The following is a 20,021-nucleotide window of genomic DNA, read 5'->3' on the forward strand; positions in this document are numbered from 1 at the left end:
CTCAGCCGCCCGCGGCCAGGTGCTTGCGCACGTACGCCCGCCAGGTCGGCGCCCACTGCTTGGGGTCGTCAAGCGGCGTCGGGTCGATCTTGTGGATCGTCTGGTTGTACGGCGCGCCCTTGACGAACTCCGGATCCCGCCGCGCCTCCGAGGCGACGTGCTCCAGGATCGCCGCGTACTCGTCCAGGTCCTCCCGCGAGTACGACTCCGTCGGCTCCAGCGTGAACGGCTCCGGCACCAGGTACGGGTGGTGGCTGGTCCAGTAGTGGACGCCGAAGTCGGCGGCGCGCACCCCGATCTCCTCCGAGTGCACCCCCGTCTCCTCCGACAGCTCCTGCCAGGAGTAGCGGACCTGCTCGATCCGGCGCTGGTTCCACGGCGCCGAGGCCCCGGGGATCTGCAGCACCTTGTGCATCAGGTAGTTGTTGTTCAGCGCCGATGTCTCGGCCACCTCGCGCAGCCCCTTCGCGCCCAGGGTCATGATCCAGGCGTAGGCGCGCACGATGTTCGGGGTGACGCCGAGGAACGGCCGGATCTTGCCGACGCTCTGCGCGGGCGTCTCCAGCCCGTAGGACTCGCCGTCGAAGGAGACGACCGGGCCGGGCAGGAACGGCTCCAGCTCCGGCGAGACGCCGCAGGCGCCGGCCGCCGGGCCGCCGCAGGCGTGCGGCGTGGAGAACGTCTTGTGCAGGTTGAAGTGGCACAGGTCGAACCCGGCGTCGCGGGCCCTGGTGATGCCGAGGATGCCGTTGGCGTTGGCCTGGTCGTAGCAGGCCAGGCCGCCGACCTCGTGCACCAGGTCCACGAACTCCTTGATCCGGGAGTTGTAGATGCCGGTGTCCTCGGGGTTGGTGATCATCAGGGCGGCCGTGCGCGGGCCGACGGCGGCGCGCAGGGCCTCGATGTCGGGCAGGCCGTTGGCGTCCGGCATGAGGGTGATGACCTCGTACCCGGCGACCTTGGCGCAGGCCGCGTTCGAGGGGTGCGAGAACATCGTGGTGATGACCTGGTCCCGGTGGCCCTCGCCGCGGGCGGCGTGGTAAGCCCTGATCATGGCGATGTTGGCGTAGATCGCCGCCGAGCCCGAACCGGGCTGGAGCGACACCCGCGACATGCCGGAGATCTCGGCCAGCATGCGCTCCAGCCGCCAGTAGATCTCCAGCACGCCCTGCACGGTGTCCTCGTGCTGCAGCGGGTGCAGCTCGGCGATGGCGTTGGCGAACTGGTCGTTGACCTTCGGGCTGTACTTCATCGTGCAGGTGCCCTGGCCGATGTCGATGTTGAGGTCGACGCCCAGGTTCTCCTGCGACAACCGCAGGTAGTGCCGCACCACGTGCGGCTGCGCCATCTCGGGCAGCTTCGGCGGGGTGGCCCGGCCGACGCCCTCGGGCAGCTCGACCTTCGGCGCGCCCGGCTCGGGCACGGCTATGCCGCGGCGGCCGGGGCTGGACAGCTCGAAGATGATCGGCTCGTCCCAGCGTGCCTGGTGGAAGCGGCGCAGCGGCGGCTTGGGCGCCACCGGCAGTTCCGCGAAGGACTCGGCTCCGTGCCCGCTCATGCCTGCACAACCTCCTGTACGGCTGCCGCGAGCCGGTCGATGTCGTCGATGGTGTGGCGTTCGGTCACGCAGACCAGCACCGTGCGCTCGTCCAGCGGGACGCCGCCGTAGATGCCGCGCTCGCGCAGCGCGGCGAGCAGCGCCGCGGAGTCGGCCACCTCGATCGCGAACTCGCGGAAGTGCACCGAGCCGGCGTGCCGGACGGTGACCGACCGGCCCAGGGCGTCCATCGCGTACCGGGTGCGGGCCAGGACGGTCTCGCCGAGCTCCTTCATGCCCTGCGGGCCCATGAGCGCGAGGTAGACCCCGGCCGTGATGCCCCACAGGGCCGCGGCCGTGCCCACCCATTCCTTGCCCTCTTCGCGCAGGGCGAAGGAGGTGCGGTCGTAGAAGACGTCGCCGAAGCCGTACTCGCCGGGGACCTTCGTCGGCGCGATGCCGAACAGGCGCGAGGGGAACTCGGCGACCAGCGGCTCGTGGTCCTGGGTGGCGATGTAGCCGGCGTGGCCGCCGCCGTAGTTCTGGTGGATGCCGAGCGACTGGATGTCGCCGCAGACGATGTCGGCGCCGTAGGAGGCCGGCGGGGCCAGCACGCCCAGGGAGATGGGGTCGGCGCTGACGACCAGCAGCGCGCCGGCGGCGTGCGCGTGGTCGGCCAGCTCCCGGCCCCGGGTCTCGACGACGCCGTAGACGTTCGGGGTCTCCAGGTACAGGGCGGCGTAGGAGTCGTCGAGCGCGACCTCGCCGATCTGCCCGTCCTCGGCCACCGGGGCGAGCTCGATGGTGATGTCGGGGGCCAGGAAGTCACGCAGCTTGCTCAGCTTGTCGGCGCCGATCGCCCCGGTGACCAGCACCTTCGACCGCTTGGTGTAGCGGCAGGCCATACGCAGCGCGGTGCCCGAGGCCTGGAAGCCGTCGTAGGTGGGGACGTTGACGACGTCCATCTCCAGCAGCTCGCCCATCATGCTGACGTACTCGAACAGGGCCTGGAAGCGGCCGTGGTCCTCGTACGGCTCGCCCGCGTACGCGGTCAGGAACTCGCTCCTGGAGTTGACCTCGTCGCAGACGGCGGGCACGTGGTGCGGGTAGCAGCCGTGGCCGAGGAAGCTGAGCGCCTCCTCGGTGTCGGTGTTCCGGGCGAACAGCCCCTTCATGTGGCGCACCAGGTCGCGCTCGGCGGTGAACGGCGCCGGCAGGTCGAGGGGCCGGTCGAGCCGCAGCTCCGCGGGGATGTCGGCGTAGAACTCGTCGACGCTCGACGCGCCGACCGCCGCGAGCATCTCGGCTCGTACGCCCGGCTCGGCGTTGGGTATGTACGGGTGCGTCACTTGTCTCCTTCGATCCTGAGCACGACGGCGTCGCGCGGGGCCAGCTCGATGCCGCCCCGCAGTTCGGCCCCGGTGAGCAGGTCCGTCCCCGGGTGCGGGAGCGTGACCGGCTGCGGGGCGGTGGTGTGGTTGAGGAGGAACAGGTGGCCGCCCCGCCTGACGGCCTCCACGCCCTGCGGCACGTCGATGCGGTCGATGCCGTCCAGCAGCGGCTCCAGCACCGGCGTCACGTCGTCGAGCAGGCAGCCGATGTAGGTGGCCGCGCCCTTGCGGGTGACGGCTGGCAGTCCGTCCAGATCGCCGCCCTCGAACAGGGCGACGGGCTCGGCGCCTTCCAGCCTGATCCACTCGGCCCAGGTGCGGGCCTCGCCCAGGCCGGTGCGCTGGACGTCCCCGTCGGCGAGCGGCCAGAACTCCTCCACGGCGATGCCCAGCAGGTCGCCCAGCGGGCCGGGCGCGCCGCCCTCGTGCACCTGGTCGCTCTCGTCCACGACGCCGCTGAACGGGCCCACGACGAGCCTGCCCTGGTACGCCTCCAGCGCCTTGGCCTGCTCGGCGGTGCACATGTACAGGTTCGGGGCGATCACCAGCTCGTACGGCGACAGGTCCCGGCCGGGCGGCACCAGGTCGACCGCGATGCCCCTGGCGTGCAGCGGGGCGTACCAGGCGAGCAGCAGCTCCTTGAGCCTGAGCCGGTTGGACGGCATGGACTCGGGGGCCTCCAGGGCCCACCAGCTCGGCCAGTCGAGCACCAGCGCGACCTGGGCGCGGGTGTCACTGCCCGCGACCTCCGACAACCGCCGCAGGTCGGCGCCGAGCGCCAGGGTGTCCCGCCAGCCGCGGGTACGCGTCCCGCCGTGCGGCAGCATCGCCGAGTGGAACTTCTCGGGGCCGTACTTGGCCTGCCGCCACTGGAAGAACATCACGCCGTCGGAGCCGTGGGCGAGCGCCTGGAGGCTGTGCAGGCGCATCATGCCGGGCGGCTTGGGGACGTTCACCTCGCGCCAGGACACCGCGGACGGCGCCGACTCCAGCAGCAGCCAGGGCCCCTGCCGCAGCGACCGCATGAGGTCGTAGCTGAGCGCCACCTGCACGTGCGAGGTCGGGTCGGCCGGGTCGGGGTAGGCGTCGTCGCTCACCAGGTCCTCGGCCGCGGCCCACTTCCAGTAGTCGAGGCCGTGCAGGATGCTCATGAAGTTCGTGGTGACCGGGACGTCCGGCGTGATCGCGCGCAGCGCCGCCTTCTCGGCCAGGAACAGCTCCAGGAGGGCGTCGCTGCAGAAGCGCCGCCAGTCGAGCACCTGGGCGGGGTTGACCGGGCCCGGGGCCGTCCTGGGCGGCTCGACCTGGCCGAAGGACGTGTAGTGCTGACCCCAGCAGGAGGTGCCCCAGGCGGCGTTGAGGCCGCCGACGGTCGCGTACCGCTCTTCCAGCCAGCGGCGGAAGTGGGCGGCGGACTCGGGGCAGAAGCACTCCAGCGTGTGGTCGGCGTACTCGTTGCCGATGTGCCACATGGCCAGCGCCGGGTGGTCGCCGTAGCGCTCGGCCATCGCGGTGGCCATCCGTACGGCGTGCTCGCGGTAGACCGGCGAGCTCGGGCAGTAGCCCTGCCGGGAGCCGAACTCCAGCCGCACGCCGTCGGCGTTGACCGGCAGCATCTCGGGGTGCTCGCGCACCAGCCACGGCGGCGGCGTCGCGGTGGCGGTGGCCAGGTCGGCGGCGATGCCGTGCTCGTGCAGCAGGTCGATGACCCGGTCGAGCCATCCGAAGTCGTAGACCCCGCGCTCGGGCTCCAGGCGCGACCAGGAGAACACCGCGACGGTCGCCATGTTGACCCCGGCCTCGGCCATGAGCCGCGCGTCCTCGGCCCACACCTCCTCCGGCCACTGCTCGGGGTTGTAGTCTCCGCCGAACAGCAGCCCCGGTATCCGGGTCAGCCCCACTCGAACTCCTCGATCATGCAATGTAATATTTTGTATGCCGAATTCATAGTGCAGTATTTTGCATCACGTCAAGGGTTAAGATTCGGTTGTCCTGAACGAGAGGGAGTCCCCCATGCCGATCGAGCGGCGACCGTTGCGTGAGCAGATCAGGGAAGAGCTGCTGAGCCGGCTCGACCGGGGCGACTTCGCCGCCGGCACCGACATCAACGAGGCCTCCCTCGCCGCCGACCTGGGCGTCAGCCGCACCCCCCTGCGCGAGGCGCTGATCACGCTGGCGGGCGAGGGCGTGCTGGAGAGCAACCAGGGGCGCGGTTTCCGGTTCGCCCCGGTGAGCCGGCGCGAGTTCCGCGAGCTGTGCGAGATCGTGGCCGCCCTGGAGTCGCTGGCCCTCGACTGCTCCGACCCGGCCCACCTGCGCTCGATCGCCCCCGACCTCCTCAAGCTGGCCCAGGACTTCCCCGACAACGTGGCCGAGCAGCAGGTCATCGAGCGCCACGACGACGAGTGGCACGACCTGCTGCTGAGCGGCTGCCGCAACGAGCGCCTGCTCGACCTCATCACCAGCGTCAAGGCCGGCATGCGCCGCTACGCGCACCTGATCGCCGGTGACGACGCGCCCCTGGAGCGCGAGGCCGCCGAGCACCGCCGCATCGCCGAGTTCCTGCTGGCCGACGAGCCGGCCAAGGCCGTCCAGGCGCTGCGCGACAATTGGATCAACGGCATGGAACGGATGATGTCCCGCATCCCGTGACGCGACGGAATAGTTGAAATCTCAACTTGGTTGCATGGGGCAGATCCCGCTGGAAGGAGCGCGACATGCCCGCCGTAACCGTTGAGAACCCGCTCACCCTCCCCCGCGTGCCCGCGCCCGTGGCGGGGGTCCCCGAGCGGAAGGTGCTCGCCGTCGAGACCGCGCCCAGCGGATTCGAGGGCGAGGGCTTCCCCGTGCGCCGCGCCCTGGCGGCGATCAAGCTCGAATACCTCGACCCGTTCGTGATGATGGACCAGATGGGCGAGATCGACTACGCCGCCGGCGAGCCCAAGGGCACGCCCTGGCATCCGCACCGCGGCTTCGAGACCGTCACGTACATGATCGACGGCGTCATGGAGCACCTCGACTCCAACGGCGGCGGCGGCACGATCAGCAACGGCGACACCCAGTGGATGACGGCCGCCTCCGGCATCCTGCACAAGGAGGCGCCGCCGGAGTGGCTCGTGCAGAAGGGCGGGCTGTTCCACGGCATCCAGCTCTGGGTCAACCTGCCGGGCGCCAAGAAGATGATCGCGCCGAAGTACCAGGACATCGGGCGGTCCAGCGTCGCGCTGCTGAGCAGCCACGACGGCGGCGCGCTGGTCCGGCTGATCGCCGGTGAGCTGGCCGGGAACACCGGTCCGGGCAGCACGCAGACGCCGATCACGCTGCTGCACGCCACCATCACCCCGGGCGCGCGACTGACCCTGCCCTGGCGCAAGGACTACAACGCCCTGGTGTACGCCCTCTCCGGCCGCGGCACGGTCGGCGCCGAGCGGCGTCCGCTGAACAGCGGGCAGCTCGCGGTCTTCGACGGCTTCGGCAACCGGCCGGGACTGACCACCCTGGGCGAGACCATCACGATCGAGGCCAAGGACACCCTCGACGTGATCGTGCTGGGCGGCGAGCCGATCGGTGAGCCGGTGGCCCACCACGGCCCGTTCGTCATGAACACCCGCGCCGAGCTGGTCCAGGCGTTCGAGGACTTCCAGGCGGGCCGCCTCGGCACGATCCCGGCCGAGCACGCCCACTCCTGACCGTCCTGCCGCGAAGGCCCGTGCGTCCCGCACGGGCCTTCGCTTTTTCTGGTAGACATTCATTGTGAAGGACGTACATAAATTTGACCAGGAGCCGGACGGCTCCCTCTTCGACCCACGGGCCAGGGCGGCCATGAGCGAGTTCGCCGGCGGCGGCGACACCGCGGCCTTCGAGGCGGCCGCCGCCGTGCGGACGGCGTACCAGGCGGTCGAGCGCATGCGCGCGCACGGCAGCGAGGGCCGCGGGCTCAGCTCGGGCGCGATGGACGTCCTGCTGCGCCTCGGCGCGGCGGGCGCCGGCGCCGGCATCAGCATCGGCGACCTGGCCCAGGCCGCCGGGGTCAGCTCGCGCAACGTGACCGGCCTGGTGGACACCCTGGAGCGTGACGGCCTGGCGCGGCGGGTCCAGGACAACCGCGACCGGCGCTCGGTGCTGGCCGTGATCACCGACGAGGGCCGGGCGTGGATCGAGGCGTTCCGCACGCCGTCGCAGATGGCGATGCGGGCGATGTTCCAGGGCTTCTCGGCCGCGGACCTGACCGCGCTGCGGCACCTGTGCCTGCGGCTGGCCGACAACGAGCAGCGGCTCGCGGCACACCTGGAGGGGCGATGACGGGCACCCGCGAGGTGGTCAGGGCCTACCACGAGGCCGGGCTCCGCGGCCGCGTGCCGGCCGCGGCGGCGATCAGGTGAGCGGCAGGGCGGCGGCGGTCTGGCGCCAGATTTTGCCGTCCCTGACGACCAGCGTCCCGAACGTGGTGACCCGGTTCCCGCCCACGGTCATGACCGCGTTGTAGAAGATCACGTCGTCCTCGACGCGCAGCGACGTGATCTCCTCCACCCGCGGCCCGGCCGCCAGGTAACCGGTGAACAGCTCACGGATCTCCGCGGTGCCCCGGGCCGCCCGGTCAAACCGGACCACCACCGCCTCGTCGTGGTACTGGGCGAGCAGCGCCGCCAGGTCGCCGTCGGCGATGGCGGCGAGCTGGCGGTCGAACACTTCCTGGGTCACTTCCTGGGTCACGGTGTGCCTTCCGGGGAGGGGCGCAGCAGGTCGTAGCCCACCTGCGCGGCGCCGTACAACAGCAGGAGCGGGAGCGCCGCCGCGACGGGCAGCGCCGAGGAGGCGAGGGCGAGCACGGCGGCGGCCAGCCGGACGGCACCCGCCCGGCGGTCGGCCGAGCACAGGTGCTGAAGGCCGAGCACGGCGAGGACCACGGCGGCCGGCACCCCGACGGCCCAGCTCGCCCCCGACGGGTGCATGATCGCGTGCTCGATCCCGATGCCGAAGGCCACCAGGCCCATCGACAGCGGCAGGTGCGAGTACACCCACACCTGCCCGGCCAGCTTGGTGCGCAGCACGACGGACTCGTCGACGTGGTCGAAGTACAACCACCAGAAGGCCATCGCGATGGCCACCCCGGCCAGCGCGACCAGCAGCACGGACGGGGTGACCTCGTGCCCCTTGAGCCCGGTGACCACGGCGGCGACCACCTCGCCGAGCACGATCACGACGAACAGCCCGAACCGCTCCGGCAGGTGCTCGCTCTGCGGCGGGAGCCGGCTCTGGTGGCCGCGGCTGAGCAGCGGGGTGGCCAGGTCGATCACCAGCGCCACTGCCCACAAGGCGTACCGCTGCGGCGGATCGACGGCGAGGGAGGCCAGCCAGATGACCGCGGCGACGCTGAACCCGGCCGCGTACCGCACGGTGAGCGGCCTGGCCTCGGGGACGTGCCGGCCGGCTCTGAGGTAGGCGACGACCAGCAGGATCCGGGCCGCGGCGTAGGAGATCGCGAACAGGGCCGAGCGTTGCTCGATGTCGCTGACGCTGGCCGCCATCGTGGCCACCGCGAGGATCTGCGGCAGCGCGAGCAGGCGGTGGCTGACGTCGTCGGTGTCGAACCGGTTGGCGTAGAAGACGTAACCCGCCCAGGACCACCAGACCGGCACGAACAGGCCGACGAAGGTGAGGACGCGACCGGCGTCGGCCCCGCCGGCGAGCACGTCGGCCAGCTCGGCGACCGCGACGACGAAGACGAGGTCGTAGAGTAGCTCCAGCCAGGTGGCCCGGCGGTGCACCTGCTCGAACAACCGTAAACGGGGCGGCTGCCACTGGCGGCTAGTCAACGCGGGACCTCCACAATATGTAATTGTGTAATTATGCACGCCTTTCGGCTAGTGCAGCGTCAGGCAGGCCACCCGAGGGCCCGCCTCGCCCGCGTGGGCGCCGCTCTTCTTCGTGGCCTTGGCGTGGATGACCAGCGACTTCGGCAGGGCGGCGGGGTCGAGGCTCCAGGGATGGCGGGCCGTCGAACGGCCCGCGCCCGACCCGTCGGTGGTGACGTCGAGCCAGATCTCGCTGGCCGGGTCGGCGTGGCCGGGGTTGTGCTGGTAGTGGCCGCCCGCGGCGTCGGGGTCGGCGCCGCAGGGCGCGGTGTGCAGGTGGGCGCCGTAGTGGTGGCGGGGCAGGAAGCCCTCCACGACCAGCGAGGTGCGGGTCTCGCCGCCGGTGGACTCGGCCGTGAGGCTGGCCTGCGCGCCCTCGGGGGCCAGGCGGCGGTCGTAGGCGATCGCCGCGGTGTCGCCGGAGGTGAACTCACCGCCGCCGCTCAGCTCGGGCACGCCCGGCGGGCTCGGCTTGGTGACCTCCTGGAGCGGCGCCGGCGGCCCGGCGCAGGCGGCGGCCGTGAACAGGACGAGCAGGAGTGCGGGCACTCGCATGAGGGACCCTCCGGGTGTGCTGGCGGAAGGCCCCTCACTCTAACGAGTAGCCGTACGGCTACACGCCGTGTTCGGTGAAACTCACTTCAGCGCCCCCGAGCTGAGCCCGGACTGGATCTGCCGCTGGAAGATGATGTAGACCACCATCACCGGCAGGATCGTCATGCTGAGCGCGGCGAACAGGCCCGGCCAGTCCGCCTCGTAGCCGGCCCTGGTGGAGATCCGGGCGATGCCGAGCGTGAGCGGCCACTTGTCCGGCGCGCCGCCCATGAGCGCCAGGGGCAGCAGGTACTGGTTCCACTGCCCCAGCACGTTGAAGATCGTGATGCTGACCAGGCCGGGCTTGGCCATCGGCACCATGATCTGGAAGAACGTCCTGGTGTGCGAGGCTCCGTCGATCAGCGCCGCCTCGGCGACCGCCTCGGGCAGGGTTCGGAAGAACGCGGCCAGGAAGAAGATCGTGAAGGGCAGCGAGTACGCGATGTAGACGATGATCAGGCCGATGTGCGAGTCGAGCAGCCCGAACTGCTTGACGACGAAGAACAGCGGCCCGAGCGCCAGGAAGATGGGGAAGGCGAGCCCGGCGACGAAGTAGTAGTAGATCAGCTTGCCGCCGAGGAACTTGTAGCGGGCCAGCACGTACGCCGCCATCGAGCCGAACAGCATCGTGCCCGCCGTGCCGAAGAACACGACGATCACCGTGTTGAGCATGTACTGCCCGACGTGCGCCTTGTCCCAGGCCCGGCCCCAGGCGTCCAGCCGCAGCGCCCCGGGGAGCTGCAGCGGGTCGCCGAAGATCTCGGTGTTGCTCTTGAACGAGGCCAGGAACGTCCACAACAGCGGCAGGATGATCAGCAGGGCCCAGACGGCCAGGGCGACATGGGAGAGCCCGCTCAGCACGCCGGGCCGCGGCCTGCCCGCTCCACGCGAAGCCATCAGAGCTCAACCCTTTCACGCCTGGTCGTGCGGAGCGTCAGCACGGCGAACGTCACGGTCAGGAAGAACAGCACCACGCCCATCGCCGAGGCGTAGCCGACCTTGTGGTAGTCGAAGGCGGTCTTGTAGATGGTGATGGGCAGGATGGTGGTGGCCCCGTCGGGCTCGCCCCGGTCGCCCGCCAGCACCTGGATCAGCGCGAAGCCGTCGAAGGCGGCGATCCCCAGGTAGATCCAGCCGACCTGGAGGGTGTCGCGCAGCAGCGGCAGCGTGATGGAGAAGAACAGCCGCACCCGGCCGGCCCCGTCGATCGAGGCGGCCTCGAAGTAGTCCTTGGGGATGGCGGCCATGCCCGCGGAGAACAGCACCACGTAGAAGCCGACCGCCTGCCAGACCATCACCGCGATGATCGACCAGAGCGCGAGGCCCGGCTCGGTGAGCCAGCCGATCGGCTCGGACAGCCCGAGCCTGGCCAGCGTGCCGTTGATCACACCGTCCTCGTCGGGACGGTAGATGGCCTGGAACAGCACGCCGACCACGGCCACGGCGAGGACCTGGGGGAAGAAGAACACCACCCGGTAGAAATTCGACCCCCACACCCCGCGCATTCCCGCGCCGCGGGTGCCGCCGCCGAGATTCAGCAGGAACGACAGGAACAAGGCGATGACGATCGTCAGGAGCGGCAGCACCAGCAGGAGAATTCCGTGATTGCGCAGGGCCTGCCAGAAATTGTCGTCCTCGAACAACCGGCCGAAATTGTCCAGCCCCACGTATCGGACGACCGAGCTGACGCCGTTCCAGCTCGTCAGCGAGAGCTGGAAAGCCTGCACATATGGGCTGATCACGAAGACCGTGTAAAGCGTGACCGGGACGGCCAGGAACCCGATGACGAATCCGTACTTGCGCAACCGCTCCATGTGCTCAGGCGCTCCGCGTCTGCTTGGTGACGGAGTCGTCCTTCTTGACGTCGTCGGCCTTCTTCTGCATGCGCTCGCAGAACTCGTCGGGGGTGATGCGGCCGGACATCAGGACGTTGGTCTGCTCCCAGCCGTAGTCGAACAGCTCCTTGTACCAGCCCTCGAACCGGGCGTCGGTGATGATGTTCTCGCCGGCCGCCTCCTGCGCCTTGGCGGCGCTGACCAGGCCGGGCGGGAACTCGGAGCTGTCGGCGGCGCCGGTCACCACCGTGAGGTTGTTGGTCTTCTTGGTGAAGCCCGCCGCGCCCTCCTTCGACAACATGATCCGCAGGTACTCCAGGCCGCCCTGCGGGTTCTTGCCCTTCGCCGCGACGACGAAGTTCTCGCCCACGCCGACCTGGATCGCGCCGTACGGCATCTTGTCGGAGGCGGTGACGTCGGGGATGGGGGCCAGGGCGTACTCGAAGTCGAGCGGGATGTCCTTGGTCATCTCGTTCTCCAGCCAGGAGCCGCACGGGTAGAACAGCACCTTGTTCTGCAGCTGCTTGACCTGGGTCTGGGTGTGGTCGAGGCCCAGGTACGCCTTGTCGCCGTACTTCTGCTGGACGTCCAGCCAGGCGGTGACCGCCTGCTTGACCGCCTCGCTCTTCCAGGCGTTGTCGACGAGGTTGTCGATGTCGATGATGACCTGGTTGCCGCCGATCTTGGCGGCCGTGTAGAGGACGTTCCAGAGCTGGTAGTACGGGCCCTTCTTGCCGGGATAGGCGAAGAGCACGACGCCTTCCTTCTTGGCCGTCTCGCCGAGCGCGGTGAACTCGGCCCAGGTCTTCGGCACGCTCCAGCCCTTGGCGGCGAACAGCTTGGCGTTGTACCACAGCGCCCGGTGGGAGACGGTGTAGTTGAGCACCAGGTCCTTGCCGTCGAGCTTGCCGTTCTGCAGCACGAGGGGCGTGATGGTGTCGCGGACCTTCTTGGACGGGTCGTCGAAGGAGGGCGCGTCGTAGAGCGGGGTCAGGTCGGCCAGGTGGCCCTCGGCGGCCAGCGCGGCCAGGTCGAGCGCCTCGGGGCCGGAGTTGTTGATCACGTCGGGCATGTCGTTGCCGACGATGCGCGGCCGGAGCTGGGTGCCGATCTGCTGGGTGGCGGTGTGCTTGACCGTGACGCCGGCGTGGGCCTTCTTGTACAGCTCTTCGTGCAGGTCCTTGGCGTAGGAGTCGCCGTAGCCGCCGCTGAAGATGACCACTTCGAGCGGCTTCTTGACGTCGACGCCGAAGGGGTTCTTGGGGTCCGCCGACGCCGCGATCGACGTGGCGGGCGCCGCCGAGGGCTGGTCGCCGCCACCGCCGCTGGTCGCGCAGGCGCTCAGCAGGCTCGCGCCGGGCCCGGCCACGAGCGCGGTCAGGCCGATGCGGCGGAGCAGCTGACGCCGAGTGATCTCGCCCGGGTGGGTCATGGGGGCTCCCGAAGAGGATTCAGTTAGGAAAGTTTCCTAAACGTTTGCCCGAACGTACGAACGCCCGCCGACACGCGTCAAGGGGGCGCAATCGAGACGTGACCTTGCCGTGATCCCTTGCCTAGAACGACGTTCTAGAAGCAGGGTGGGTCACATGATTATCGAGTACGCGGACCGGGTGTGGCGCGGCGAGTCTGACGACAGCATCGTGGACACCGGCATGGAGGGCAAGGGCGTTCAGACCGTGACGGAAGGCGTGGGCTGGTGGGCCGGGTTCGGCAACGCGATCGCCTTCGAGACCGAGGGCGAGCTGCTGCTCTTCGACACCGGCGGGCCGTGGGCCGCCGGACGCCTGCACGAGGACGTCCGCCGCTGGTCCCGGGCGCCGCTGACCACCGCGTTCTACTCACACGGGCACATCGACCACGTCTTCGGCACGGGACCCTTCGAGGAGTCGGGCCCTCGGGCCACGGTTTACGCCCATCAGGCGGTGATCGATCGGTTCGACCGCTACCTGCTGACAAATGGTTACAACACGGTGATCAACCAGCGGCAGTTCCAGAACACCCGCCTGCGCTGGCCCGCCGACTACCGGCGGCCCGACGTCACCTACACCGACGCGCTGACCGTACGGCGCGGCGGGCTGACCTTCGACCTGCTGCACGCCAAGGGCGAGACCGACGACGCCACCGTCGGCTACGTGCGCGAGCACCGGCTGCTGCTGCCCGGCGACCTGTTCATCTGGGTGACGCCCAACTGCGGCAACCCCCAGAAGGTGCAGCGTTACCCGCGTGAGTGGGTGCACGCGCTGCGCCGGATGGCGGCCCTCGACGCCGAGATCATGCTGCCCAGCCACGGCGCGCCCGTCTTCGGCGCCGACCGCGTGCGGCAGGCGCTGCTGGAGACGGCCGAATGGCTGGAGTCGATCATCACGCAGACGCTCGACCTGCTCAACGCGGGCGCCCGGCTCGACGAGATCGTGCATTCGGTGAAACCTTCCGAGCGCCATTCCGACCGACCCTATCTGCGGGCCCGCTATGATGAGCCGGAATTCGTCGTACGCAATCTCTGGCGCCTTTACGGCGGCTGGTACGACGGCAATCCGGCCAATCTCAAACCGGCCCCCGAGGCGGTGCTGGCCAAATCCGTAGTGGAACTCGCGGGCGGTCCGCACGCGCTCGCCGACGCGGCGCTCAAAGCCCTTTCCGAGGGCGACGAGCGGCTCGCCGGACATCTCGCGGAAATGGCCGCGCTGGCCGCTCCTGACGACTCGGGAGTACACCGGGTCAGGGCCCAGGTTTTCGCCGCCCGGGCGGCGAGTGAACAGTCATTGATGGCGAAGGGCATTTTCTCCTGGGCCGCCACGGAATCCTCGGCCCGGGCGGACCGGGGAACCCCGGCACCCCCCGAAGGCGCATAGGCGCCCGCGGGGCCGGTGCCGGGGTTCAACGACTCAGGGACCGGTCCAGCCGTCCTGTGGCCGGTCGGCCCGCGGAAGGGAGTCCTTGGGGACGTCGGCGGAGGCCACGGCGTCCACCCTGACCGTGTCCGAGGCGACCTTCATCACGCTGTCGACGATCCAGTCGTCCTTGACGTGCTCCGCGGCCACGTCGTAACCGCTGCCGCTGCCGTCGGGGTTCTGCCACATCACCACGTACTCGATCTTGAGGCCGCGGCGCGACAGCTCGGCCCTGGCGTGCGAGACGGGCTTGCCCACGAGCTTGACGCCGGCCACGCCGTCGGCGGCCACACCCACCGTGCTCGGCGCCATCGCGGCATACCGCTCGCCTGGCTCGGCCGGGCGGCCGATCCCGATGACGACCTTGCCCTTGTACCCGGTCGGCATGGAGATCGTGCCGCACCACACCGACGCGCAATTCTCGACGCCGCGAACGGTCACGCCGGTCCCCGGCGGGAAGTTCCCTGGGGTGGCGGGGCCGAACAGCATGCCCGCGTACTCGGGCGCGACCGGGATCTTCTTCACCGTGGCGTCCAGGCCGACGGCCCTGAACGCCTCGGTGTAGGCCGCCGCCTCCGCCTCGGGGTCGGTGATGACGACGTCGATGTAGTCGTCGCCGGTCTTGACGGTGACGGCGGCGTTGGCGTACTCGGTGACCGGGCCGAAGATCGGCAGCGTGACGGCGAGCACGGCGGCCAGCCCGGCCGCCACCGCCCCCAGCAGGAACATCTTGCGCGGCGCCCTGCGGCGCGGGCGCATGACGGGCTCGCGCTCCCCGGCGGTGATCGGCTCGGACGTGATCGACTTCATGAGCGTCCGCGCCCCCGCGCCGGACGCCTGCCCGGCGGGCACGCCCGCCAGCTCCTCGTCGCGCACCCGGGCGAGATCGGCGATGTTCACAACGGACTCCTTGTCGTGCCCGCTTGCGGGATCTGGGACGTTCACAACGGGCTCCCTTCGAGGGCGACGGCCTGTGTGCGCTCGACCCCGGCCTCGGTCAGGCGGCGGGCGAAGCGCCGGCGGGCCCGGTACAGGCGGACCCGTACGGCGTTGCGGGTGATGCCGAGGGCGGTGGCGATCTGGCCCGTGTCCAGCTTCTCCCAGGCGACCAGGGCGAGCAGCTCCCGGTCGTCGTCGGAGAGCGTCTTGAACGCCCGGGCCAGCGGCGACAGGTCCTCGACGGTCGGCCCGGCGACCACAGGCGCGGCGGCCAGTTCCGCGCGTAACGCCTCGGTGCGCCGCTCGTGGCGGCGTTCACCGCGCCGGTGGTTGGCCAGCACCTTCCTGGCCACGCCGTACAGCCAGAGCCGGGACTCCTCTCCGCTCGGCACCTCCTCGATGCGCCGCCACGCGATCATGAACGTCTCGGCCACCACGTCGGCCGCGTCGTCGGGGTCGGGGCAGCGGCGCAGCGCGTAGCCGAGCAGGGGTCTGTAGGAGAATGCATAGATCTCCTCGAACCGGCTCTCGGGATCGGCTCCCATCCGGTCTCCTTACGTGAGCATCAACAACACTCACCCCATGTCCGGATTTTTGGCAGCATTACAGCTCTTGGCGAGAGGAGTCGGTTTTGACGGTGAATCGCATCGTAGGCGTCGGCGTGCTGCTCACGGACCTGGACGGGCGCGTGCTGCTCGGCGAGCGGGTGAAGGCGGGCGAGCCCCTGTCGTGGTGCCTGCCCGGCGGGGCGGTGGAGCCTGGCGAGACCTTCGAGGCGGCAGCCGTCCGCGAACTGGCCGAGGAGACCGGCATCCGCGACGCCGGGCCGCCGGTCGTCACCGGCGTGGCCCTGGACCACCCGGAGGGAGCCGTACGGGTGACGGCGGCGGTCGCCATGCTCCGGGGCGCCGACGCTCCGGCGGTGACCGAGCCGCACGTCTTCCGTTCATGGCAGTGGTTCCCGTACGACGAGCTGCCGTCCCCGCTGTTCCCGGCGACCGCCCTCGTCCTGGCCGTCCCGGCCTCCGGCTCCGGTTCCCGCGACGGGCTCTACAGGATCACGCCGCCGCCCGTCGCCCGGCCGTGATCCCGGTCGTCAGGAGAAGACCTGCTGGAGAGATCGTCCGGCGTTCGCGCGGACGGTCCAGGCCACGAGGTGGTCGACCTCGGTGCAGGCATCGATCCGCTCACGGACGTCGTCAGGCACCTCGATCCCACGCTCGGTCAGCAGGCACTTGAGCACACATTTCATGCCGGCCAGCCGAGCGTGATCATCGTATTCCTCCTTGTAGTTCTCTCCGTAGCCCTCCTTGTAGCCCGCCATGAAGGCCAGCAAGCCGAGCATCCATTCGGGCGCCCAGTCAGCCACCGTGCGGCGCTGCTTGTACGCCTCGCGAACGGAAGGCCGGTACACCGGCCAGTTGATGGACGTCATGGTCTCCTCTCGAACGCCGATTGCCGTGAACGGGGTCGCACCGAGACTGATCATGTGCCCTCAACCGGCCTCCGGCTGTCCGGCACGTCGCCACGCCTCGGCACCCCGTCATCCCGAGCACAGTCAAGATCTGCTGCTGAACCAGCAGACAGGACGATCAGAACCTGGACCGGGTGCACCTGAGTACCCGGCGCCAAGTGCGTCAGCCGTCCGAATCGTCGAACAGGTCGCGGGCGGACTGAACACTGCTCGCGCGAACGGTCCAGTGCATGAGCAGGTCGACGTCGGTACAGGCGTCGACGCGCGCGCGAACGTCCTCGGGGACATCGATGCCACGCGCGTCCAGCAGATACAGCACGATTCTCCGTGCGGTCTCGTGACTGCCCTCCGCGTGGCCCTCTGCGTGGCCCACTGCGTGGCCCCTGCCGAAGTGTTGGTGGGCGAAGCGGGTGTGGCCTGGCCAGTCGGTGGACGCCATGATCTCCTCCAAGATGAGTTTGACCTCGGGTGCGGACATACTGCACGCGTATTCACTGTACTTCGGAGCGTGATCGCCGACGGTTTCCGCCAGCGCCGCCGCGAACGCCTCGATGACCTTCCGCTCACGCCCGTGGATCATGACGGACATGACCGCGAGTTCGAGGTGGGCGGCGGCCTCTTGCGGGTCGGTGATCGCCGGTACGTCGTCGGGGCCCAGCACGTACGCCTGGAGGCGGTAGCCGGTAAGCCCGGTGTCGATCGGCTGGGAGTAGTAGGCGGCGGCTCCCCGGTCTGGACAGACGACCAGGACTGTCACGTCGCAGCGCAGCATCAGCCACTGCGCGGCGGCGTAACGGGCCAGTTGCCGGGGGTCTTTGGACTTGTCCTGCTGGATCTCCACGATGATGGCGTGCGCGGGGCTCTGCGGCGGGCCGAGCACGATGCCGAGGTCCGGCTCGATGTCGTCGGAAGGCCGGGTGTTGAACAGGCGGTCCTCCTGCCGGACCAGCGAGGTGGAGGGCAGGTCGACGCCCATCAGGTCACGCAGGATCTCCACCGCCACTTGAGGCCGGTCGGCGAACATCTGTCTGAGAGCGTCATGTCGGGGGGACGGCATGACACTTATTGTCACACGGCGAGCGCGTAGTGTGACCATCGTCCAGAGCGGAGCGCTCGTCGCGGGGCTGCGAGCCGGATGCGACGCTACTGGGGGTGGGGAAGCACGCGGCCGAAGGGACACCACGGGAGCGCCTCAGAGCCCAGAGAGCCGTTCGCAGCGGGACTCCCAAGGCTCACCTCTGGTGACCCACCATGGGAGCCGAAAGCGCCGTTCGCGGCGAGGGGGCGGGGTCCCGCACGCCCAGCCGGTGACCGGGCGACGGGTGGGCCGTTCGGGTGAGGGTCAGCTGAAGTGGGTGCGGGTTTCGGTGAAGGCTTGGTCGGTGGCTTCCAGGGCGCGGGCCACGTCCTCGTCCGTCAGGGCCGCCGACATGAACCAGTTGTGCCACGGGTGCAGGTACACCCCGTGCCGCAGGCAGGCGTCGCTCCAGTACAGGGCGGTGGACAGGTCGGCGTCGCCGTCGAAGCTGAGCCACGGGATGGTCACCGGGCCGGTCTGGTTCACGACGAAGCCATGGGACTTGGCCTGGGCGTACAGGCCCTCCCTGAGCTGGGTGCCGGCGCGCTCCATGGCGGCGATGCCGTCCGTGTCGCGCAGGGTCTCGATGGTGGCCTTGGCGGCGGCCATCGCCACGGCCGAGAACCAGAAGGAGCCGGTCGTGTAGAGGGTCTGGGCGGCGCCGCGCAGGGCGTCGGTGCCGGTGACGGCGGCGATCGGGTAGCCGTTGGCCATGGCCTTGGACCAGGCGGTCAGGTCGGGACGCACCCCGTACGGCTCCCACGACCCCCGCAGGTCGATCCGGAACCCGGCCCGCACGTCGTCGATCACCAGGGCCGCCCCGATGCGGTCGGCCAGGGCGCGGGCGCCGCGCGCGAAGGCGGGTTCGACCAGCTCCTGGTCCTCGAAGGAGTCGTGCTTGAAGGGGGTGCAGATGATCGCCGCGACGTCGCCCTCGACGGTGGCGGCGGCGGCCTCCAGGGACTCCAGCGAGTTGTAGGTGAACTCGACCAGGTCGGCGCGCTCGTTCGGGGTGGTGCCGGCGGTCGAGGGCGTGCACCAGGGGTCGGCGCCGTGGTACGCGCCGTGCGCCATCAGCACCTTCGTGCGCCCGGTGGCGGCGCGGGCGACCATGAGCGCCTGGGTGGTGGCGTCGGTGCCGTTCTTGGAGAACATCGCCCAGTCGGCGCTCGGCACGGTGTCGACCAGCAGCTCGGCCAGCTCCACCATGATCGGCCCCGGGCCGTTGAGGCAGTCGCCGAGCGCGAGCTGGCGCGCGGCGGCCTCCTCCACGCGCGGGTGCCGGTGCCCGAGCACGACCGGTCCCCAGCTGCACATGAGGTCGATGTACTCGCGTCCGTCCACGTCCCACTGGCGGCAGCCCTCGCCGCGCTGGAAGAACTGGGGGTAGCCGGGCGCGAAGATGGCCGCGTTGAGGTGCCCGTACATGCCGCCGGGGACGACCTTCAGCGCGCGCTCGCGGAGTTCGGCGTCAGTCATGCGAGAGTCCTTAGGGTGGATTCGAGGTCGGTGAGGCCGGCGTCGGAGCCGAGCCCGGTGGCCACGCGGGCCGCCGCGGCGGTGCCCCAGCGGGCGGCCTCGACGACGTCGCGGCCGTGCAGCAGGCCGGTCAGGAAGCCGGCGCAGTATGCGTCGCCGCACCCGGTCGTGTCGGTGACCTCCGTCTCCAGCGCCGGCACCCGCTCGGGCCCGCCGCCGGAGGTCAGCACGAGGCTGCCGGCCGCGCCGAGGGTGACCAGCACGCCCTTGGGGCCGTCGGCGAGCAGGGTCGCGGCGGCGGTGGCCACGTCGGGGTCGCCGGTCATGAGCAGCGCCTGCGACTCGTTGGGCAGCACGTAGTCCACGTGGGGCAGGAACGCGCGGGCCATCGCCAGCAGGTCGGGCAGCTCCGACAGCAGGTCCATCGTGACGATCGCGCCGCCCGCGCGCGCCTCGTCGAGGAGGGCGAAGAAGGCGGGGTCGCCCAGGCCGAAGGTGACGTCCATGCCGCCCAGGTGGATCGCCCTGGCGCGGCGCAGGACGTCGGGGTCCAGGTCGGCGAGGGTGACGCCGAGGTTGGCGCCGGGCACGTGGAAGCTGGGCCGGCCGCCGTCGGGGCGGATGGGCAGGATCGAGGCGGCGGTCTGCTCGCCGGCCCTGCGGACCAGGCGGGAGGCGTCCACACCGCGCTTGGTGAGGACGGCCACCAGGAAGTCGCCGAGCTCGTCGTCCCCGATCGCGCCCATGGTGATCACGTCGTTGCCGAGTTTGACCAGGTCCACGGCCGTTCCGGCGGCGGCGCCGGCGGCGGTGAGGCGGATCTGCTCGACGAGTACGGTGTCCTGGCCCTCGGGGATGTGCTCGACGGGCCTGGCGAGGATGTCGACGATGTGCACGCCGACAGTGGCGACGGTCATGGACTAAATAGACAGACGTCCGAATAAAAAG

The 20,021-nt window shown here is 70.2% G+C and carries 20 protein-coding genes; 5 read left to right on the forward strand and 15 right to left on the reverse strand.

Going from position 1 to position 20,021, the window contains the following annotated elements:
- Position 1: 1 nt before the first annotated feature.
- Genes gcvPB through ACFYUV_RS21435 form a run of 3 tightly spaced genes read right to left on the reverse strand, consistent with a single transcriptional unit; the run spans position 2 to position 4,829 of the window.
- Positions 2–1,558, reverse strand: a complete 1,557-nt coding sequence (gene gcvPB / locus ACFYUV_RS21425) for an aminomethyl-transferring glycine dehydrogenase subunit GcvPB (protein WP_387670758.1) — start codon at positions 1,556–1,558, stop codon at positions 2–4.
- Positions 1,555–2,886 carry an aminomethyl-transferring glycine dehydrogenase subunit GcvPA gene (gene gcvPA / locus ACFYUV_RS21430; protein WP_387670760.1) on the reverse strand — a complete coding sequence of 444 codons (1,332 nt, stop codon included), beginning with the start codon at positions 2,884–2,886 and terminating at the stop codon, positions 1,555–1,557. Before gcvPA ends, gcvPB begins: the two co-directional genes overlap by 4 nt.
- Positions 2,883–4,829 (reverse strand): beta-galactosidase, encoded by a 1,947-nt coding sequence (locus ACFYUV_RS21435; RefSeq protein WP_387670762.1) that lies wholly within the window; start codon positions 4,827–4,829, stop codon positions 2,883–2,885. Before ACFYUV_RS21435 ends, gcvPA begins: the two co-directional genes overlap by 4 nt.
- A 112-nt stretch (positions 4,830–4,941) precedes the next feature.
- Here ACFYUV_RS21435 and ACFYUV_RS21440 point away from each other — a divergent pair, with 112 nt between their 5' ends.
- The 3 genes from ACFYUV_RS21440 to ACFYUV_RS21450 all read left to right on the forward strand — a co-directional run bounded on the left by ACFYUV_RS21440 (position 4,942) and on the right by ACFYUV_RS21450 (position 7,230).
- Positions 4,942–5,580 (forward strand): GntR family transcriptional regulator, encoded by a 639-nt coding sequence (locus tag ACFYUV_RS21440; RefSeq protein WP_352326109.1) that lies wholly within the window; start codon positions 4,942–4,944, stop codon positions 5,578–5,580.
- 65 nt (positions 5,581–5,645) lie between these two features.
- Positions 5,646–6,617: a pirin family protein gene (locus tag ACFYUV_RS21445; protein WP_387670764.1), complete on the forward strand. Its 972-nt coding sequence runs from the start codon at positions 5,646–5,648 to the stop codon at positions 6,615–6,617.
- 64 nt (positions 6,618–6,681) lie between these two features.
- Complete coding sequence (locus ACFYUV_RS21450; protein WP_387670766.1) at positions 6,682–7,230, forward strand: MarR family winged helix-turn-helix transcriptional regulator; 549 nt, start codon at positions 6,682–6,684, stop codon at positions 7,228–7,230.
- Positions 7,231–7,302: 72 nt separating this feature from the next.
- Here the strand turns inward: ACFYUV_RS21450 and ACFYUV_RS21455 are convergent, their stop codons facing one another.
- The 6 genes from ACFYUV_RS21455 to ngcE form a co-directional block, all read right to left on the reverse strand.
- On the reverse strand, positions 7,303–7,641 hold the full coding sequence (locus ACFYUV_RS21455; RefSeq protein WP_387670768.1) for a nuclear transport factor 2 family protein: 339 nt from the start codon (positions 7,639–7,641) through the stop codon (positions 7,303–7,305).
- On the reverse strand, positions 7,638–8,744 hold the full coding sequence (locus ACFYUV_RS21460) for a low temperature requirement protein A (protein WP_387670770.1): 1,107 nt from the start codon (positions 8,742–8,744) through the stop codon (positions 7,638–7,640). The genes ACFYUV_RS21455 and ACFYUV_RS21460 overlap by 4 nt, the downstream gene beginning before the upstream one ends.
- A gap of 48 nt (positions 8,745–8,792) precedes the next feature.
- Positions 8,793–9,338 (reverse strand): superoxide dismutase family protein, encoded by a 546-nt coding sequence (locus ACFYUV_RS21465; RefSeq protein ID WP_364329975.1) that lies wholly within the window; start codon positions 9,336–9,338, stop codon positions 8,793–8,795.
- 81 nt (positions 9,339–9,419) lie between these two features.
- Positions 9,420–10,274 carry a carbohydrate ABC transporter permease gene (locus ACFYUV_RS21470; protein ID WP_352326101.1) on the reverse strand — a complete coding sequence of 285 codons (855 nt, stop codon included), beginning with the start codon at positions 10,272–10,274 and terminating at the stop codon, positions 9,420–9,422.
- On the reverse strand, positions 10,274–11,191 hold the full coding sequence (locus ACFYUV_RS21475) for a sugar ABC transporter permease (protein WP_352352001.1): 918 nt from the start codon (positions 11,189–11,191) through the stop codon (positions 10,274–10,276). Before ACFYUV_RS21475 ends, ACFYUV_RS21470 begins: the two co-directional genes overlap by 1 nt.
- Before the next feature lie 4 nt (positions 11,192–11,195).
- Positions 11,196–12,644, reverse strand: coding sequence for an N-acetylglucosamine/diacetylchitobiose ABC transporter substrate-binding protein (gene ngcE / locus ACFYUV_RS21480; RefSeq protein ID WP_358288139.1), 1,449 nt, complete (start codon positions 12,642–12,644; stop codon positions 11,196–11,198).
- A 154-nt stretch (positions 12,645–12,798) separates the two neighbouring features.
- On the opposite strand from ngcE, the gene ACFYUV_RS21485 reads away from it, so the two are divergent.
- Complete coding sequence (locus ACFYUV_RS21485) at positions 12,799–14,064, forward strand: alkyl sulfatase dimerization domain-containing protein (protein ID WP_387670772.1); 1,266 nt, start codon at positions 12,799–12,801, stop codon at positions 14,062–14,064.
- A 33-nt stretch (positions 14,065–14,097) separates the two neighbouring features.
- On the opposite strand, the gene ACFYUV_RS21490 is transcribed toward ACFYUV_RS21485, so the two are convergent.
- Positions 14,098–15,003 carry a hypothetical protein gene (locus ACFYUV_RS21490; RefSeq protein ID WP_387670774.1) on the reverse strand — a complete coding sequence of 302 codons (906 nt, stop codon included), beginning with the start codon at positions 15,001–15,003 and terminating at the stop codon, positions 14,098–14,100.
- Between the two features lie 41 nt (positions 15,004–15,044).
- Positions 15,045–15,587 (reverse strand): RNA polymerase sigma factor, encoded by a 543-nt coding sequence (locus ACFYUV_RS21495; RefSeq protein ID WP_387670776.1) that lies wholly within the window; start codon positions 15,585–15,587, stop codon positions 15,045–15,047.
- Positions 15,588–15,679: 92 nt separating this feature from the next.
- Between ACFYUV_RS21495 and ACFYUV_RS21500 the strand changes: the two genes are divergently transcribed.
- Positions 15,680–16,129 carry an NUDIX hydrolase gene (locus tag ACFYUV_RS21500; protein WP_387670778.1) on the forward strand — a complete coding sequence of 150 codons (450 nt, stop codon included), beginning with the start codon at positions 15,680–15,682 and terminating at the stop codon, positions 16,127–16,129.
- 9 nt (positions 16,130–16,138) lie between these two features.
- Here the strand turns inward: ACFYUV_RS21500 and ACFYUV_RS21505 are convergent, their stop codons facing one another.
- From ACFYUV_RS21505 to ACFYUV_RS21520, 4 genes are all read right to left on the reverse strand, one after another.
- A complete protein-coding gene (locus tag ACFYUV_RS21505) occupies positions 16,139–16,477 on the reverse strand; it encodes a hypothetical protein (protein WP_387670780.1) in 339 nt (112 codons plus the stop codon).
- 202 nt (positions 16,478–16,679) lie between these two features.
- Entirely contained in the window at positions 16,680–17,540 is an 861-nt protein-coding gene (locus ACFYUV_RS21510) for a hypothetical protein (RefSeq protein ID WP_387670781.1), read from the reverse strand.
- Between the two features lie 318 nt (positions 17,541–17,858).
- A complete protein-coding gene (locus tag ACFYUV_RS21515) occupies positions 17,859–19,073 on the reverse strand; it encodes an aminotransferase class III-fold pyridoxal phosphate-dependent enzyme (RefSeq protein ID WP_387670783.1) in 1,215 nt (404 codons plus the stop codon).
- On the reverse strand, positions 19,070–19,990 hold the full coding sequence (locus tag ACFYUV_RS21520; protein WP_387670785.1) for a carbohydrate kinase family protein: 921 nt from the start codon (positions 19,988–19,990) through the stop codon (positions 19,070–19,072). Before ACFYUV_RS21520 ends, ACFYUV_RS21515 begins: the two co-directional genes overlap by 4 nt.
- Between the last annotated feature and the right edge of the window lie 31 nt (positions 19,991–20,021).

It is taken from the genome of Nonomuraea sp. NPDC003560 (assembly GCF_042878785.1).
Classification (GTDB): Bacteria; Actinomycetota; Actinomycetes; order Streptosporangiales; family Streptosporangiaceae; genus Nonomuraea.